Below are 18,471 nucleotides of genomic sequence, written 5' to 3' on the forward strand. Positions count from 1 at the left end.
GCTTTATGATTACATCGTTGTTGAAATACTAAATATTCTTGTAAAAACGGAGGAATTCACATGAAATATACTGTAATTACAGGCGCCAGTTCAGGTATAGGTTATGAAACCGCTCTAGCCTTTGCGGCTCGCGGTAAAAACTTAATTGTTACAGCCCGCAGAAGGGAGCAACTGGAGGAGCTAAAATCTGAAATCAATCATAACTCCCCCGATGTAGATGTCGTTATTCGAGTAACTGACTTATCCGTTTCTAGTAATGCTTATAAGCTTTATGAGGATCTACAAGGGTTCGAAATCGAAACTTGGATCAACAATGCGGGGTTTGGAAATTTCGCTTCAGTGGCCAAGCAAGATTTAGATAAAATTTCTGCAATGCTGCATCTGAACATTGAATCGTTGACGATCCTTTCCTCTCTATTCGTTCGTGATTATTCCAATGTTGAAGGAACACAATTAATCAACGTTTCATCCGGTGGCGGCTATACGATTGTGGGAAATGCCATTACGTACTGTGCGACTAAGTTCTATGTGAGTGCCTTTACTGAAGGACTCTCTCATGAGTTGAAGAGTCAAGGTGCACTTATGCAGGCTAAAGTGCTAGCACCTGCCGCAACAGAAACAGAATTCGCGAAGCTTTCTTTCGATATCCCCGAATTCGAATATCATGGGACTGTGCCGAAATATCATACCGCGAAGGAAATGGCTGGATTCATGCTTGACCTGTATGATAACGATCATGTTGTGGGGATTGTTAATGGTTTGACGTACGAGTTCGAGTTGAGAGATACCCTCTATAATTATGTGGCGAGCACGCGATAAGCTCATCTTGTAATGGCAAGTTAAGAAGCATTACCATCCATTACGGATCGCTATGCTTCGACAATGATGTATCACCTAAATCCCCTATCAAAAAAAGGCTGCCAATCCCTTATGGGCGGCAACCTTTGATTTTTACTCTACGACAACGCCAACATCGCGTTCATATCTTCTTCAGCAGTAGTAATTAGCTTCAATCCAAAAAGCTCTACCAGAACATCCAGTACACCTGGTGAAATGAACTCGGGTGGCTTTGGTCCGATGCGAATGTCCTGAATGCCGAGACTGAACAAGCCTAGCAGAATGGCTACTGCTTTTTGCTCAAACCAAGACAGCACGATGCTGACAGGCAGCTCGTTCACCGTACACTCAAATGCCTCAGCCAGAGCCATGGCAATCTTCACTGTAGAACCGGAATTATTACATTGCCCAAGGTCAATGTAACGCGGAATACCGGTGTCTCCAACGGTGCCATAATCTACGTCATTAAAGCGGAACTTTCCGCAAGAAGTCGTTAAAATGACAGTATCGTTCGGTAAGGAAGTCGCCAACTCACGGTAGTAATTCCCGCCAGTACCTGGCGCATCACAGCCAGCAATGACGAAAAACCGGCGGATATGCCCGTCTTTGACAGCTTGAATGATCTCTGGTGCTAACCCGATTACAGTTTCATGATGATATCCGGTCGTAAGTACCAGATCTGACTCTACATCAGCCGCAGGTAGGGACAACGCACGATTAATTAATGGGGAGAAATCGTCGCCCGTTATTTTCTCTACACCTTCCAGCCCCGCTACTTCATATGAGAAAAAGCGGTCTGCATACGTGCCTTTAATCGGCATTACACAGTTTGTGGTAGCAAGAATTGCACCGGGAAACTGCTCGAACAATCTACGCTGATCATACCATGCTTTGCCGATGTTGCCTTTCAGATGTTTATACTTTTTGAGTGCAGGATATCCATGCGCAGGCAGCATTTCTGAGTGGGTATAAATGTTGATGCCTTTCCCCTCTGTCTGCCGCAGTAATTCCTCCAGCGCATATAAATTATGTCCTGTTACAACAATACATTGACCTTCAATTTTGTTCTGACTGACTGTGATCGGTTGCGGAATGCCAAAGCGGTCCGTATGCGCACGATCCAGTACATCCATGATGCGAACCGCCGCATCCCCGACCTTCATCGCCATCTCCAAATGTTCCTGTGTATTAAAGTTGGAATTGGTCAACGTCATATACAAAGCTTCGTGGGTGATACGATCCACCTCGGGATCGCTATATCCTAGCTGCCGGGCATGTGTCGCATACGCTGCAATTCCTTTTAATGCAAAAATCATCGTATCCTGCAAACTCGCAATGGTTTCATTTTTGCCACATACCCCTACAACGGTGCATCCGCCATTCGGTGTCTGTTCACATTGGTAACAAAACATATCGTTATCCTCCATATCTAGATAATCATTCGTTACTTCCAACGTAACAGAACACCAAAGCTTGAGTTGTGATTACACACACATTTTTTTAGATCAAGCAGATTTAAATGTCCTTCTATTTATAACAACCATTAATACAATAACGCTTAAACAAATGAAAATATTAATCTCAAAAACCAATTTGAACGCCTGCAACTGACTCCCTTGTCCTGTCTCTCCACTCATCACACCAAGTCCAAGTGCTGAGCCAAAGACCATACCCGCATTTCTTGATAAAGCAATTAATCCGCCAATCGAACCCACGTGTTCCCGAGGTGTCTGCTGCATAATGAAGCTATTATTAGGAGAGGCAATGAGCCCCATACCAAGGCCAATAAGAGATAGAATCGCCGCGATTCCATAAATCGGTATATGATCTAAATACACCAGTAACAAGATAAACCCGCTTCCCATGCAGCTCAGTCCCATAAGCATCAGACGATGAGAGCCATAACGATCGGACCAGTAGCCTGCGAGAGGACCTGCAAACGCCAAGGCAATAGGATAAGCCGCCATAATATATCCTGTCGTAGATGACGAGAACGGAGCCGACGCCCCCATCAAATAAAATGGAATGAGGACAAGCAATGTATTAGATAAAATAAAAGAGGCACAGCTAACGATCAAGCCTCCCGCTACAGTTGGAATTTTCAATGCTTGTAAGGGTAGAAAAGGATTCTTTTGCTTCCGCTCCCAGAATAGAAAAGTAATCAACAACAAGGAAACCCCCACCAAACTTGTCATTGTCCGCACAGACACCCAGCCCCATTTGCTCCCATTTGTTATTACGAGAAGGACCAAGGTGATGAATGCCATAAACAAGCTGGCCCCCACGAAGCTGATAGCACCCGGCTTGCGCTCTTGCACACGGTTCGGGATGTACCGATATGCCATAATTGTAGCCACAATCGCCACAGGAACATGGATTAAAAATAACCATTTCCAGCTCAGCCACTCTGCAATCAAACCTCCCGCTATAGGTCCCGTCATCCCGCCCAGCGCGACAGCTGTACTTAAAATTCCGAGTGCACGACCTCTTTGCTCTTTCGGCATATGAATGGTGATGAGTGCAATATTAGTTGCTTGGAACATCGCAGCTCCTACTCCCTGTACAACTCTGAGCGTTAGCAATATTGGCAGATTAGGTGAAAAAGCGACTAGGATAGAACCAACAGTAAAAATAATAAATCCAAGATTGTGAATCCGGCGAAAACCATAACGGTCGCCTAGTTTCCCCATAACAGGAAGAAGAGCCGTAATCACTAGCAGATAACCTGTTGTGATCCATAATCCCTTCCCAAGCTCTGTCTGAAAATAATTCACAATAAAAGGAAGCGACACATTCACAATTCCAGCTGTAAAATGGGAAATAAACGCCCCCATACAAATAGCCGCCATCATTCCCAGCCGCTGCCCGTGTGTGCTTTTAAACTCTATATCTTTTGCTGCCATCATGTTGATCCCGTCCCTACTCATATTGTTTAAGAATTACTAACAATTATAAGTAGATCCCTTGCAAGAACAATCCCATAAAGATGGGATGGGAATGGTTTAGGCGAATATGTCTATCAGTATAGGTGACGAAAATCAGAGGTAATACAAAACAGCAAAAAGCGGCACATTTAAGTGCCGCCTCTGAATTATTATCTATAAGAGTCATGCGTTGGGCGAAACAAATCTTCTTCGGAACTTCTGACCATAGAAAAATGTTCGACATTGTAGTGCCCATGTAATGTTTTATTGTGATGCTTGATGATTTGTTCTGCACTTAAAACATCATTGTCCGTTGTAGAATGACCATCTCCGACCAATGTAACATCCATGCCGCTAACCGTAGCCGTCCGAACCGCAGTATCGATGCAGTGTTGAGTTTTACATCCCATAATCACCACATGCTCAATCTGCTGATCTTTCAGATATTGTAGCAGCTCAGTTCCGTGAAAAGAATTCGTTGCCAGCTTATCAAAGATTTTGGCATTTGCAGACCTGTTGATTTCATTGTGAACTTGAAAGCCTGTACCTGTTCCTTCAGCGACATCTAGATCCCTAACGAACACTACTTCGACATCGGCTTCTTTTGCTTGTTCAATCACTTTATTAATATTCCGGATAAGCTGCTCTTTATTGATTACTGCACTTTCCTTTTCGTTTCCATCCATTAATTCTTGTTGTGCATCGATGATTAATAATACCTGATTCAAATGATTTTCCCCTTTCGAATGGTGGGGAAACGTCAACGCTTGATCAGTTAAACGTTATCCCCATATCATTTTGCAAGCTGACATTGTTTTTCATAATATCTACCTCCCAATAAAAATGGTATATAAACTTTAATCTTATAATTTAAGACTTTTTTAGTTTACCATATTTTTAAAATGTACTCTCTAAAAACTTTGATTGCTACATCCATTGATACATCATAAAAATGGTGGAAATCAGATTAGTCAGCCCGTGCAGAACCCAACCTGGAATGATCGAACCGCCGGATAATTTCTCATCCAACATTCCGATGCTCCAACCCACAAAACCTGTAAGAATCATTACAACAGCAGAATTCAATAATCCGGAACTGCTGTATAACAGCACAGCATGTACGACACCAAATAATAAAGCTTGAGCACAGTTTCCAATTCCGAATCCGAATTTCGAACTTAACCGTTTACCAATGAAGCCGCGGAACAGAATCTCTTCGGACAAGCTAGTCTGTAACCAAGAATAAATCAATGCCGGAATCAAACCTTTAAGACCTGTACCATAAAACTGTGAGCTGGCCAAAGTATTCTTATCCAGCATATAGATTGCTGTAAGCATTCCCAGGCTGGTGAATATAGTCATGGTAAGTATAAACCATAGTATGAACTGCTTCCTAGAAACCAATTGGGGTTTCTTCCAGCCAATCCACATGGCAAAGGATGAAGTTGTTCTGCTTGTAAAAAACCAGTATGTATAGGGAATGATGCTGAATAAGATGAGCTGAAGGACTGCACTGATGAGCAATGACAATGTCAATGGAATACCCTCCCTTTAATAAGAACAGCCTCAATATATCATGGACCGCTGCTTACCAGCGGGAAGAGACCGTAACTTGCAGGTTAGGTGGAGTAGTTGGTTGCGGATTGCAACTCAGGCAGTGGTAATACCGCCAACATCATGAACTGCCCATTCTCATATCTGAAACTGACGCTTCCTTGAAGCTGTTGAACCGCATACTCAATGCTTTCGATTCCGAACCCTCTACGCCCAAAGTTCCGCTTGCTGGACAAAAAAGAGCCCTGCCCGTCCTCTGTAAGCAGAGATGCAGGATTCTTTAAAGAAATCACCAATAACCCGTCGCAATAAATCACTTCCAGCCCAATAACATTCTGCTCTGACTCTGGTAATCTCTGAACCCCTTCGATTGCATTATCTAATGCATTGCCTAAAATAATTGCAATTTCAACCTCTTTGCCTGCAAGTGACAGGTCCTGCGGGATGCGAAAATGAGATTGCATTGTAACTTGATGTAGCTCGGCTTTGGCGAACTTCTCATTATAGATGGCATCAATAGCTATATTTCCAGAAGAAATATACTTTTCTCCTGCCTCCTGTGTCGAAGCAAGCTCCGCAATATATCGCTTGGCTTCTTGTACAGCTCCTTCATCCAGCAGAGAATGAATAAGGATCAACACATGGTTCAGATCATGCCGCAAACGCTGTGCTTCCTGATTATCTTTCAGTTTACTCGTGTAATCCTTCACTTGCTGCTGAAGCACATGATTATGCAATTCTATTTGCATCCGTTTCATTAACTTTTGATATATAAACATTACAGCCACATTAACTACAAGAATCCCAAGCAGGATGAATACAAAATCAAACGGAATATTAAAAGGTTTATCACTGGAATGTCTCAGATTCACAATAATAATAAGCAAAGAACCCGCCGAAACAAGATTCAGCACAGCCCAATCCTGATTCGACAGTAACATAGAGGTGTCCACTTTGAACAACCGCAGCAATAGCAGACATAACATGATGCTTAGCAAAACAACAAATAGGAAAGCAAAAGATAACCACCAGAAATTAACTGTATCTATTCCCTCGGCATTGAGTGGGATATGCTGAATCCCATACCATACCAGCATCTCAATAACCACCGTAAACACTGTATAGAAACTGCTAAAGAACAGCTTTTGTAGCACACTGCCGCGGAAATAAATAATGGTAATCAGACTATACACAAGCAGGTGAAGGATGACCGAATCAACTAGAGGTAAGCTAGCAGCGGTAAGCGATTTAATTATATAAAAGATAATAAGACAACCTATAAATGACTGTTTGCTCCTGCTCAGGATCAGGAATTTTTTGAGAAAAATATAAAATGTGACCCCTTGCGGGACATATATAAGGACGAGCATAAATACACCAAAAAAATAAGGACTAATCTCCCGGATGAAAGACATTTATCTTAAGAGCCTCTTTTCTATAAAGGCATGGTAGGACCGTAAAGAATCAGAGCTTCTACTGCGGCTGACGGGAAGCTCCACCCCGTTCTTCAGCTGAATAAGTTCTTTGCTTAAAGAACGAACATACAGCCAATTTACTAGGAATCCCGTATGTACGCGACAAAAATCATGTGATCCCAGCTGTCCTTCCAACTCTCTCAGTTTGCCATAATACGAGTAAGTCCCTTGTTCAGTACAAAGGACCAATTTTTTGCCTCGTTCTACCGTGATATACATAATATCATCTACCCTTAAATTATAGCTCATATGATGGATTGAGAATGACAGCACGTTGTTTCTTTGCATGCATTGCTGAATGGCTTTGACTGTGGCGGTCTGCAGTTCATGTTCATCAATGGGTTTCAGTAAATAGCGAAAGGGATGAACCGCAAAGCTTCTTCTCATATAACTTGTATGGCTGGTGACATAGATAATTAATACCCTGGCATCTTTGAGCCGTATCTTCTCTGCGACTTCTATACCGTTATACTCGGGCATCTCCATATCCAGATAAACTATATCGTATGCGGTAGTCGTCATTGCCTGAAGCAGGGTTTGGCCTGATTCAAAAATCTCAATAGAGGCAGTCATCCCTTGCAGGCTAGTTATCTGCTTCATGAGTAATTCTTCCAATCGCGAGGCATCTTGCCTCTGATCGTCACAGATTGCAATGTGAAGATTCATATTATGTATCCCTCCAAGTGAACGTAATTCTATCATATTATAATTTGAAAAAATATGAAGAACCGCCAAAAAGCCGATCCTCTCGGACCGGCCTATAAACTCTTTTTTACAGGGAAGTTTCTACCCTAGTCAATTCATCGGAATCGCGGACGCCAGCCGCCGAAACTGGATGAAAATAAACAGAGCGGTCAGCATCACCACAATTCCTGAACCGAGGAACCATAGCTGCACACCGTATCGATCCACCACAGGTCCTGCCAACAGCAGCCCTATTGGCGAAGACAACATCATAATGCTGGTCACGAGTGAAATGACACGCCCAAGCATCTCGGGTTCAAAAGAACGTTGGATCATCGCCATGAAGGGACCATTGAAGAAGGGTGCCGCACTGCCCATCAAGAACGAGAGAATGGCAAAAATCACAAATGCATTCGGACCAATCAAACCACTGATCACACAGGTAAGACCGATGACTAGCAGACCTACGCTCATATAGCTAATGTCGCTCCATTTAGATGAGAACATCGACAATAGCAGACCGCCTAAAATCATCCCGATGCTGAACACCGCTTCCACCAGGCTGGCACTGTATCCTCCACGGCCAAAATGAGACAATGTCATATAAGGAAACAGTGTCGCCAATGGCATAAATGCGATACTAAACACCGCAGTAGCCCCCGTAATCAACACAATGGGTTTCGCTTGAATGAGTGCGTTCCAACCCAAACGGAATTCTTGAACGAAAGACGGCGCAACTGTAGACTGCACTTTAGGCTGATGGATCTTCACCATGAACAGCATCAGATTCGCAATCAAAGCCCCGGCCACATCGAGTAGCAATACTGCTCCAAGCGAAGTTGCCGAGTAAACCGCTATCCCAAGTGCAGGACCCATTACATTCGAGAAAGAGAACACCATCTGCTGCCAGCCCGCGACTCTTGTCAATTCTTCTTCAGGCGCAATCAACGGAACAGCCGCCTGAAAAGCCGGAGCATGAAAGGCTGATGCCGCCGAACGCAGGCTCAGAATGACATACACAAAGCCAAGTCCCGGTTCCCCCCACATGAAATAAATACCTAATATCAGACTGAAGAGCGCAATTGCGCTATCAGCAATAATCATCGTTATTTTACGATTCCAACGGTCCAGCCAGACCCCTACAAAAGGACCCAAGACCGCTTGCGGCAAAAACGCTGCCAACCCAGCAATCATCAAAACTGCCGCTGACCCTGTCGATTCCGTTAAGTGCCAGATCACCGCGAATTGAACCATCGAACTCGTAAGAATCGAGAAAATCTGTCCGCTAAAAATAAGGGCGAAGGCTTTTTTCCATTGTATTTGCATAAGGTCATCTCCTTTGATTAAAAACTTAAATAAACTCATTCCATGAGCATAGGCACACTGAAACAGGCACATCACAAATAAACTCATTTCCTTATCTCAAAAAATGAATGAGTCCACTTGTCTTGCACCACTGATTACCATAAACGAATGGAATGAGTCACAAGGAGCACCTCCTGAAAAAAATTATGTTCATTATAACATCGCATCTCTTCCCTGAGCCAGTTCCAATTGTTCTTTTTGCGAAAAATTTGATCTATCCCCACCTTCCGAATAAATTCCTAAATAAGGGAGAAGATAAAAATCACTTAACATCTCATTTATTTAAGGAGAATTGCATGCGGAAATTTTTTAACGCCAAGACACCTCCGTCTAATCCTAAGGTGCACCCTCAATTCGAAGCCGAAAATGAGCTTTCAATGAAGGATCTTTTTTCCCATGCTATCTCTGCGTCTCTCGAAGACAACTTACAGATTATTAATAATTGTTTTGCCAATTGTTCGGACCTAAAGGTTATTCCATGGCATTATGGCCCGGATCTTAAGTATGAAGCCTCATCCGTCTATTTCAATACACTTACTAAGTCTGACCCTACAAATTATTTTAAAGATGTCTTGCAGAATTTAGTTCCGCATGAGCTGGGTCCCACCTTGGACGTGACCGTTGAAGATGTCATCTCCTATTTTGAAAAAAATGGTGTTTCATCACCGCTGCTTGAATTAATGGACAATATCGGTCAAGCCATTAAGGGGATTCTTGATGGGAAAGTTGTCCTTTTCTTTACAGGTTGGCAAAAAGCCGTTGCCTATTATGCCTTTGATGTAGAACAGCGCCAAACCTCTGAGCCCATTTCAGAGCCTACTGTTCAAGGTCCCCACGTCAGCTTTATAGAAAGCTTAGAGCGTAATGTAGGTGTTATTCGTAGTTTGCTGAAATCTACTAATCTTAAGTTCGAGTTTTTTACCTCTGGTAAGCAGGTTCAAAGAACGTTGTCCTATGGTTATCTGGATGGAGTAGTCAAACCAGAAACATTAAATCAATTCAAACAACGGATAGCAAGTATTGATCAGGAAGAAATTCTTGACGTCTCCTATCTCGAAGAGTGGATCGGTGATTCGCTCTACTCACCATTTCCACAAGTCCGCTATACAGAACGACCGGATACAGCTATAACAGCACTGCTAGACGGAAAGATTATTGCTATGGTTAACGGAAGTCCTTCCATTCTGATCTGTCCCGGGAATTTCATGGAGTTTTTTACGAATAGCGAAGATTATTACTACCGGACCATTTTTTCATCATTGATAAGAATGATTAGGGTCGCTGCCTTCATCATCGCCCTGCTGTTACCCAGTACCTATATTGCCTTATCCAACTTCCATTCCGAACTAATTCCCACGGTTCTGCTGCTTGCCATTCTAAACACACGCGAAGGAATCCCCTTTCCGGCTATGGTTGAAGCTTTGATCATGGAGTTTTTCTTTGAGCTATTGAGAGAGGCGGGCATACGCTTACCCAGACCGATTGGGTCGGCCGTCAGTATCGTTGGGGCATTGGTCATTGGACAAGCTGCTATTCAATCGCAGATTGCCTCTCCGGTCATGGTCATTGTCGTCGCTTTGACAGGCATTGCCTCATTTGCGCTACCTCAATACAATATGGCAATTGCGCTGCGGATTTTACGGTTTCCCTTAATGATTCTCGCGGCAACATTCGGAGGACTTGGCATCATGGTCGGTTTTATTCTAATTTATCTCCATCTGGCTACCTTGCGCTCTTTAGGAGAACCGTATTTAGACTCGTTAGCTCCGCTAGATCTTAAAAGAGTACGTGATTCTATTTTTCTGCTTCCGAGAAGACTGCTGCTTCATTCACCACGAAATCGACACTTATATAAAAAGACTTCAGGAAGGAAGTAGATATAGTGAAGCGGCTTACTACCATACTAATTTCCCTTCTTGTACTCACTCTAACTAGCGGATGCTGGGATAATAAAGAATTGGACGAGTATGGGTATGTGCAGGCGGTCGCCATTGACCAAAGCGAAGACAATCGGATTGTGATTACGACACATTTCTATAATCCTTCCACCAAAATAGAAATGGGACAAGCAGGGGATCCAGCGTCCAAGGGAATTAATATTGTTACGAGTGGAGAAACCTTTTTTGAAGCAATAAGGGAGATCCCGGCAAAATTTGGTCGAAAAGCCAAATGGGATCATATGCGTGTCATATTAATCGGGGAGCAACTAGCCAGAACCTCGAACATCCGGGAGGTACTTGATTTTTTCTCCAGGGATCAAGAACCGCGTGGTACCGTTCTTCCTCTCATCGCTGAGCAATCTGCGGCACCATTTTTAGATATCAACCCGTTTATCGAGCAGACCATTGGTCAACAGTATAAGAGAATGGAGACGAGCGGTGCTCTATATGCCGCAAAAACTTCCAAGATTCCTCTCTATGAGCTGGCTATACAAATGTGTAGCCCCTCCAATACTTCCATCATCCCTTACCTGCATAAGACCAGTTTGGATCATAAACCCTTGATATCTGGGCTGGCTGTAATTCATGACGGTAAAATGATTGACATTCTAAAGGAGAAGGATACAGAAGCATTCATGATGCTGACGGATAGATATATCTATGGAGTACTAGAATTTCCTTGCCCGGATGAGACCGAAGTACCGCTGCGAAAAAAAGAAACGCTTGAAGTGCTTACCTTCAACAGTACGCTTACTCCAATCGTAAAAAACGGTTCTGTGTCCGTCGGTGTAAGCATTGCTATTGAAGGGATGATCGGAGAATTACGTTGCTCACATTTAAAAAACAATAAGGACATGAAGCTTTTTGAGCAGCGTATCATAACTCAGGTTGAACAACAGGTTGAGCACGCAACCAAGTTTTTGAAAACAAAAAAGATCGACGCACTCGGAATTGGCAATCAGATTTACCGGAAAAATCCGCAGCTGTGGAAACAACTAGAGCCTCAATGGAAGGATACATTCGCCCAGACTCAGTTCGATATCAACGTTGATGTCAAAGTGTTAAGCACTGGAATGAACTCAGGCACAATATTTGGAACAAAGGAGAAGTAGCTATGGTGGGAAAAATAATCTGCATTCTCTTATTAGCTTCCGCTATGCTAGCCCATGACATCCCAAGGTTTAGACAAGCCTCCATCCGCGATCGAGTAGTTTATGGAGTATTATTACTACCCGTACTTTATCTCGGATTTATCTTTATTGCAGCTAAGCCATGGCCCAATTTAGATTCCATCTTCAATTTATTCACGGCTCCAGCTGAGCACATCGTCCATTGGATCAACCCTGCCATTTCATAAGCTTAAAGAATGAGGAGGAACGTATGAATAAGCAAGAACGTGTTAGTTCGATCCAAATGTCCATGCTGTTTCTCTTCTTTATGACCGGTTCCTCAATCGTTATCGTCCCTGCGTCACTAACTAACTTTGCCGGCAACGGAGCCTGGATATCCCTCTTAATCGCCTCGGCCATAGGAATTGCTCTGCTTTCCGGTATTCTATATTTGAACCGACGAGCGCCAGATCTTTCGCTTGTGGAACAAAGCCGCTCCGTACTTGGAAACGGACTGACCCTCGTCCTCCTGATTCCTTTCACTTGTGTACTGTTTTGGAATGTCGCAGGAATTGTAATTGAGATCGGAACCTTTTTCAAAAGTACGATGTTAAAAGAAACGCCCACTTACGCAGTAAATACCATGTTTTTTATTACGATTGCGATGACAGCTCTAGCTGGAATTGAAGTGATTGCCCGCATGGCAGCCGTCCTAATGTCACTAATGTTCGGATTTATCATCTTAGTCTGGATACTCGTAGCAGGGTTGTATCATCCCGAGTACCTACTGCCCATCATGCCTGATGGATTTAGGCCTATCCTAAGTGCTGCATATGTAGTCTATGGCTTTCCCTATTCCGAGCTTATCGTTTTTTCGATGATTTTACCGTTCGTACGTAAAGAAGACAATTCTAAACTGGGAAAACAGATGTATCTTGCACTCATCATCAATGCCCTGACGTTAATTGCTTCTGTCATTAGCAGTATTATGGTATTGGGACCACTGTCCGGCAGCTTGAAATATTCATTATATCAGTTGGCGAGACTCATTTATTTTCAGGAAACCATTGAAAGAATCGAATCCGTGATTGGTTTTTCACTCATTATCGGGTTCTATTTCAAGGCTTCTATCCTGCTGCTTATTCTTATTAAAGTACTAAAGGAGCTTCTGAGATTGAAGGATGAACGTTTAATTGTTTTCCCACTTGCTTTTGTCTGCCTGCTGTTATCTGTAACGACTTACACACAGGAGTCTGAGCTTGAGGAAATCGTGAATACTACATGGCCCTTGATCACTAACCTAGCCTACATCCTGCCGTTTCTTCTGATTCTATTGGTCACTTTTATTCGTTATCATATAAATCAACACAAAAAATAACCCGTTCTAAACGGATTCAATTCCCCTATATCATTTCGCAGACTTCAGCTTCTTCTTTTCTTGGATCCAGCCTGCCAGGAAAAGTATTACTCTACATAATTGCTTGCCATCACGATTGAAGATTCTGAGATTTCCGGACCCAGAGGACGTTATTTGCAATTTTTTGGCCTATAGAGCAGAGTTTAGGACTCCACTGACACCATCTCATAAAAAAGACTCATATTGAGTGTTTTTTGTGGGAATAGCTGCTATACAGTCCGCTAGGATGCAAAATATGGACCAATGACGCGTTTAAGGTCAGCTGTGTCCGATGGGCTTGCTCTGTGCAATTGTTATTGGATCAAACGAAGCAAAGTAGGGATGCCCAACAGCCACCTTTAGCTTATTAGGACACCCCTGTTAAGTTTATTACGTTACTCGCTCTAACCAATAAATTCTTGAACCCACTCGCTGTTATAGTAACCTATTCCAATTTCTGTGAAGCTGCTATTTAGGATGTTGGCACGATGACCAGGACTGTTCATCCATTGGTTCATTACTTCTTCTGCGCTCGACTGACCTTTGGCGATATTTTCCCCTGCTGAATTGTATGAGATCCCGAATGCTTTCATCATATCAAACGGAGATCCATACGTAGGAGACTGATGGTCAAAATAGTTATTGTCATACATATCCTGCGCTTTAGCCAAAGCCATTTTCGAAAGTTCGCTATTTAAGCTAAGAGGCTTCAAGCCTGCATTCGTTCTTTCTTTATTCACCAAATCCAATACTTGCTGTACCGATTGGGATGTATTGGTGGATGGTTGTGGATTTGCAGACTTCTGTGGGACAGCAGAATGTTGCGGATTTGCAGAATATTGTGGTTTCGCCGACTGCTGCGGATACGTTGTTTGATCTGTTGTGCTTCCTGTAGGTGGATTGGTACGGATGAACCCATCCAGCCATTTCGTTACATCGCCAGGAACTTGTTTAGTCTTAATTGTTGTATTCCCTGCATTCTCCGTGGAAATGGAAGATGCTTGCGTTAAAGTTGAACTTGAGGTAGTTTTACGAGCATGATTGTCAACCTTCGTTTGTTGAGTTGTCATTTGGTTGTTGGCCGAGTTATTACCCGAACAAGCAGTAACGAGTAATAGCGCTACTATTACGATAAATGGTTTAATTAGAACCCCTCCTGATTTGGCAAAGTAGTGACTTAATCGAATAAAGTTTTTGTAAAGTACCCCTGATTTATTCATCTCTAATTCAAAAATATAAAAAGCAAAAAAGTCCACTCGCAACATGGTTGCTGTGGACTTAATCTTAGTGGATATTTTAGATGCGTCGATATAGTTACATTTATAGTAATTTATAGAATTTTTTACTAATTAATGTTATGCTTTGTTAAGATCATAAAGTATAACATCAAATAAGATTTGGACAAACAAGCTTATAGAAATAAGCAGGCTTTGTTAGGTAAATAGATACTTTTAGATTACTTAATGTAATGTGATTGCAAAATTATTACAAGGAGTGATCATGCTATGTTAGAAGGTATCTCGATAAAACAAGTCTCCATTTATTGTCCTGAAAGAGTGATTAACAACCAATATTTTATTGACCATTTTCAAAAGCAAGGTATAGATATTAAGCGGATTCTTAAAAAGACAGGCAGAAAAAACCGCCATGTTATTGAAGGAACGAAGGAGAACTCGTTGACGATGGCGATTAATGCCGCTCAACAGGCAATTGATGCTGTATCATTGAATTCTGCAGATATAGACCTGATTCTTTTTTCCAGCTCAACTCCGGAATATTTATCACCTACGAATTCATTGCTTATTCACAAAGCTATCAAAGGTAAAGATGATACGCTTTGCTATGACTTAAATGGTAATTGTATAGGAATGTTTATTGCGGTTGAACAGGCTGCTCGTACTTTATACGATGATCCTGATAGAGATAGAGCGTTGGTTATCGGTTCGGATTTTTTAAATTTATGGGCTGATCCTTCACATCCAATAACATATTCAATTTTTGGCGATGCCGCCGTAGCCCTCATTTTAGAAAAAGATCATTCAGAGAGTGGATTAATTGACGTAAGGTATCTTTCGGACAGCCGTTTTACAGAAGAAATTGTGTACCCCGCTCAAGGATTGGCTAAGTCTTTGCGTGATGGGGCTGAACACCGCTACTTACACTGGGGGAGATTCAGCGGAATAGACAGTGTACGATTTGCAGAAGCATCTATTGTTGAATTATTGAACAAACATCACCTAACATTCGAGGATATACAAGTTTTTTGTTTTTCACAATTTACATTGGCTAATATTAAATTACTTCAAGCTAAGCTGAACCTGGATCAACATAAAATTATTTATGTAGCCGACGAATATGGCTATACAGGCACAAGCAGTCCCTTTCTGGCCTTATATTGTGCTATTGAACATGGTTTGATCAAACGTGGCGACAACTTATTATTTTGGACATTGGGGTCAGGTTATCAAGCCGGTTCAATGTTATGGCGTTATTGACATGGGGCTCCATTCATTCATCCTATCACTATCGAAACTCCACAATACACTAACAACAATCCCATCAGTATATTAAATTGACTTCTATATTTAGATATCATTTTTTTGAAAAGAGAACCACATAAACACCAACTAAAAGTGCCCATAAAACCGATGAATGCTAAGACTATAGAGTAAATCAATAAGCTAAAATAGGAAGAATGAGAGGTAAGAATAAATGTAGATGTAACTGTGATTCCATATAATATCCCTTTAGGATTAATAAATTGTAAAAGCATACCCGCAATAAAACTGTTGTGTTTATCGCCACTTCCATCACTTTCTTGATGTTTACTTGTAATAATTTTAAATGCTAAATAAAACATGTAGACTCCGCCTATCACAGCCATACTAGATTCAATCTTAGGGATAAAATTGATCAGAAGTATATTAAAATAGCAACATAACAATATGATCACGAAAAAACCTGTGCCCACTCCTAAACAAAATCTCATTGTTTTTCGTAAACCAAACTGGTTTGCAAAAGTCATTGCCATAATGTTATTAGGTCCCGGAGTAAAGCTAGCCACAAATGCATATAAAAACAAAGAAACAATCACTGAATTACACCTCGTTGTATGTTATAATGTATTTATCAGACGCTATAACGTCCTTATGTGCGTTTTATTGTATATCCTGGTCGTTATAAAGTAAATAGGGATAGGAGAATTACCGTGGAAGAGATAAATCAAATCATTGCGGAGAATATAAAAAAGATTAGAAGAAGTAAAGATTTAAGCCTGGAAAAGGTGGCTGAATTAACAGGAGTAAGCAAAACAATGATTGGTCAAATCGAAAGAGGCGAATCGGCACCTACCATTACAACCATTTGGAAGATCGCCAATGGATTAAAAACTTCATTTTCTGCGCTGATAGATTACCCAAAGCCTGACACAAGAGTCGTATTAAGAAATGAAATTCAACCACTGCTTGAAGACAACGGAAAATATCGGGTGTACCCCTCTTTCCCATTTGATGAAAGCAAACGATTTGAGGGTTATACAGTTGAGATAGACAAAGGTGGATACCTTGATGCCAATCCACATATGGAAGGAACTGAAGAATTAATCACTGTATTTGATGGTGAATTGTCTTTGCGTGTCGATGAAAATGAATATCTATTAAAATCTGGTGATTCTATCACGTTTAACGCAGACAAACCCCATGTATATTATAATCCAGGACAATTATTGACCCGTTTAAGCATGATCTTATATTATTCTAGTTAGCAAAAAAACCAAGGTTCTTAAACCTTGGGATCAAATCTTACTATGATAACCTGCGGAGATAACGCTCAGCCTCCCCATTATGAACCGTCCAGCATTAACTTATAAACCTTACCGTCTTTTGCATATTCATTATTAAAAAGCAGGGCATCCCCTTCTCTTTTCAGGAATTTCAGATTGTCTCCAAAAAAAGGAAGGTCGTTTGTTTCGGCATATTTTTGCTGCTCTACGTCAAGAAGTGCCTTGTACAACAATGTTTTGGCACCTGTTTTACGATCTATCATCATGAGGAAACCTTGCTGATTGGACCGAATCAGCAGAAAATCCTCGTCCATTCCCTCCACTAAATAATTATCCGAATTACCACCTAGGGTGTTCAGATTAATCGTCTCCGTTACGTTCCCTGTTCCATCTTCAATTAATCGTAATATTTTCCCATCGGTAAGCAGGAGCTGATCGCCAGCTATTTTCACATTGTCACCATAACGAAGATGGTATCCTACACTTGCGTGGCGAATGACCATTCCATCCTTAATAATCATCGTATACCATTTATTATTGATATGTGGTTCTCCGTAAACATCTGTTACGGTCAGATAGATTAGGCCTTTCGGCGTCTTCTGAAAATCGAACTGAACAGCATCGAATAACTGCGAACCAAGGTTCGTTAGCAAGCGAGTTTGTCCTGCGGAATCTGTTAGATATAAACCCCCTGTTTTTTTATCCACTGTATAAGTAGATCCAGCAAATTGTGCGCTGGCACTAGCATAGTTCAATAGCCCAGTTGCTGTATATATCCTCTTCGTCGCATCCCAGCTGACCGTTGTTCCTCCTAATGAATTTACAAGAAAACGGGCAGGTACATAGAGTTGACCATTAATTTCAAAAGGAACACCTTCTACACTTACCAATTTACCATCAAGGACCCCCTGTTTACTTCCAATACGAACGGCTATCTTTTTTCCCCATCCAGTAAACTCCGCTCTTTGATGCGATTTATCCCATACAACCTTAAGTCCTGCCGCTTCCCAGTGACTGGCTGAAACATAAGTAATCCCATCCTTTACTAGTGCAGCGCTCGTACCTTTCCCGCCTCCATCCATAATGAAAGTGAAGTAAGCGGGCAATGCCGCATTCGCAACTGGAGCAGCAAGCAATGATGCAACAAGTATTGGAGCTAGCAACCATCTTTTATCCATATCTTGATCAACCTCCATGTTAGAAAATCATAAATTCTTCATAGGGTATAGACGCAGTTTAATTCCAAAGGTTCCTATAAGTTAACAATAATGGTAAATTCTAAGTTCAAAGTCTCTCCTTCTATTATTCCTCTCAATCTGCCTCTTTTTCTCTCATTTCGTTGTTCCCCCAAGAATCTGTGAAAGTTTTCTCATAAATTGATAGGGAGGTTGGCGCCAAACCTTAAA

At 41.7% G+C, this 18,471-nt stretch carries 17 protein-coding genes; 7 read left to right on the plus strand and 10 right to left on the minus strand.

Annotation, left to right across the window (positions count from 1 at the left end):
* The first annotated feature begins 60 nt into the window (after positions 1-60).
* On the plus strand, positions 61-819 hold the full coding sequence (locus NST94_RS18830; RefSeq protein WP_076306915.1) for an SDR family NAD(P)-dependent oxidoreductase: 759 nt from the start codon (positions 61-63) through the stop codon (positions 817-819).
* Positions 820-956: 137 nt separating this feature from the next.
* On the opposite strand, the gene hcp is transcribed toward NST94_RS18830, so the two are convergent.
* The 7 genes from hcp to NST94_RS18865 form a co-directional block, all read right to left on the minus strand.
* Positions 957-2,249 (minus strand): hydroxylamine reductase, encoded by a 1,293-nt coding sequence (gene hcp, locus NST94_RS18835; protein ID WP_036688774.1) that lies wholly within the window; start codon positions 2,247-2,249, stop codon positions 957-959.
* A gap of 93 nt (positions 2,250-2,342) precedes the next feature.
* Positions 2,343-3,743, minus strand: coding sequence for an MFS transporter (locus tag NST94_RS18840; protein WP_339281167.1), 1,401 nt, complete (start codon positions 3,741-3,743; stop codon positions 2,343-2,345).
* Positions 3,744-3,931: 188 nt separating this feature from the next.
* A complete protein-coding gene (locus tag NST94_RS18845) occupies positions 3,932-4,489 on the minus strand; it encodes a cysteine hydrolase family protein (protein WP_339281168.1) in 558 nt (185 codons plus the stop codon).
* Positions 4,490-4,688: 199 nt separating this feature from the next.
* Positions 4,689-5,297: a CPBP family intramembrane glutamic endopeptidase gene (locus NST94_RS18850; RefSeq protein WP_339281169.1), complete on the minus strand. Its 609-nt coding sequence runs from the start codon at positions 5,295-5,297 to the stop codon at positions 4,689-4,691.
* Positions 5,298-5,380: 83 nt separating this feature from the next.
* The gene (locus NST94_RS18855; RefSeq protein ID WP_339281170.1) at positions 5,381-6,730 is read right to left on the minus strand and encodes a GHKL domain-containing protein; all 1,350 of its coding nucleotides are present in this window, start codon (positions 6,728-6,730) and stop codon (positions 5,381-5,383) included.
* Positions 6,731-7,456, minus strand: a complete 726-nt coding sequence (locus tag NST94_RS18860; protein WP_076190714.1) for a LytTR family DNA-binding domain-containing protein — start codon at positions 7,454-7,456, stop codon at positions 6,731-6,733.
* A 129-nt stretch (positions 7,457-7,585) separates the two neighbouring features.
* Positions 7,586-8,800, minus strand: a complete 1,215-nt coding sequence (locus NST94_RS18865; RefSeq protein WP_339281171.1) for an MFS transporter — start codon at positions 8,798-8,800, stop codon at positions 7,586-7,588.
* Between the two features lie 335 nt (positions 8,801-9,135).
* Here NST94_RS18865 and NST94_RS18870 point away from each other — a divergent pair, with 335 nt between their 5' ends.
* The 4 genes from NST94_RS18870 to NST94_RS18885 are packed head-to-tail and all read left to right on the plus strand — an operon-like array spanning position 9,136 to position 13,266.
* The gene (locus tag NST94_RS18870) at positions 9,136-10,716 is read left to right on the plus strand and encodes a spore germination protein (protein WP_256717474.1); all 1,581 of its coding nucleotides are present in this window, start codon (positions 9,136-9,138) and stop codon (positions 10,714-10,716) included.
* Positions 10,717-10,721: 5 nt separating this feature from the next.
* Positions 10,722-11,891 (plus strand): Ger(x)C family spore germination protein, encoded by a 1,170-nt coding sequence (locus NST94_RS18875; RefSeq protein ID WP_339244088.1) that lies wholly within the window; start codon positions 10,722-10,724, stop codon positions 11,889-11,891.
* A 2-nt stretch (positions 11,892-11,893) separates the two neighbouring features.
* The gene (locus NST94_RS18880; protein ID WP_076217873.1) at positions 11,894-12,136 is read left to right on the plus strand and encodes a hypothetical protein; all 243 of its coding nucleotides are present in this window, start codon (positions 11,894-11,896) and stop codon (positions 12,134-12,136) included.
* 23 nt (positions 12,137-12,159) lie between these two features.
* On the plus strand, positions 12,160-13,266 hold the full coding sequence (locus NST94_RS18885) for an endospore germination permease (RefSeq protein ID WP_339281172.1): 1,107 nt from the start codon (positions 12,160-12,162) through the stop codon (positions 13,264-13,266).
* 422 nt (positions 13,267-13,688) lie between these two features.
* Here NST94_RS18885 and NST94_RS18890 read toward each other — a convergent pair whose 3' ends face one another.
* Positions 13,689-14,354 carry a CAP domain-containing protein gene (locus NST94_RS18890; protein ID WP_081391877.1) on the minus strand — a complete coding sequence of 222 codons (666 nt, stop codon included), beginning with the start codon at positions 14,352-14,354 and terminating at the stop codon, positions 13,689-13,691.
* A gap of 435 nt (positions 14,355-14,789) precedes the next feature.
* Here NST94_RS18890 and NST94_RS18895 point away from each other — a divergent pair, with 435 nt between their 5' ends.
* A complete protein-coding gene (locus NST94_RS18895; RefSeq protein ID WP_339281173.1) occupies positions 14,790-15,779 on the plus strand; it encodes a ketoacyl-ACP synthase III in 990 nt (329 codons plus the stop codon).
* A gap of 17 nt (positions 15,780-15,796) precedes the next feature.
* Here the strand turns inward: NST94_RS18895 and NST94_RS18900 are convergent, their stop codons facing one another.
* Entirely contained in the window at positions 15,797-16,378 is a 582-nt protein-coding gene (locus NST94_RS18900; protein WP_339281174.1) for a LysE family transporter, read from the minus strand.
* A 114-nt stretch (positions 16,379-16,492) separates the two neighbouring features.
* Here NST94_RS18900 and NST94_RS18905 point away from each other — a divergent pair, with 114 nt between their 5' ends.
* Positions 16,493-17,047 (plus strand): XRE family transcriptional regulator, encoded by a 555-nt coding sequence (locus NST94_RS18905; protein ID WP_339281175.1) that lies wholly within the window; start codon positions 16,493-16,495, stop codon positions 17,045-17,047.
* 77 nt (positions 17,048-17,124) lie between these two features.
* On the opposite strand, the gene NST94_RS18910 is transcribed toward NST94_RS18905, so the two are convergent.
* Positions 17,125-18,243 (minus strand): copper amine oxidase N-terminal domain-containing protein, encoded by a 1,119-nt coding sequence (locus tag NST94_RS18910; RefSeq protein ID WP_175617282.1) that lies wholly within the window; start codon positions 18,241-18,243, stop codon positions 17,125-17,127.
* Positions 18,244-18,471: the final 228 nt, after the last annotated feature.

Origin of the sequence: Paenibacillus sp. FSL H8-0282 (assembly GCF_037963825.1) — a bacterium.
Lineage (GTDB): Bacteria > Bacillota > Bacilli > Paenibacillales > Paenibacillaceae > Paenibacillus_AQ > Paenibacillus_AQ odorifer.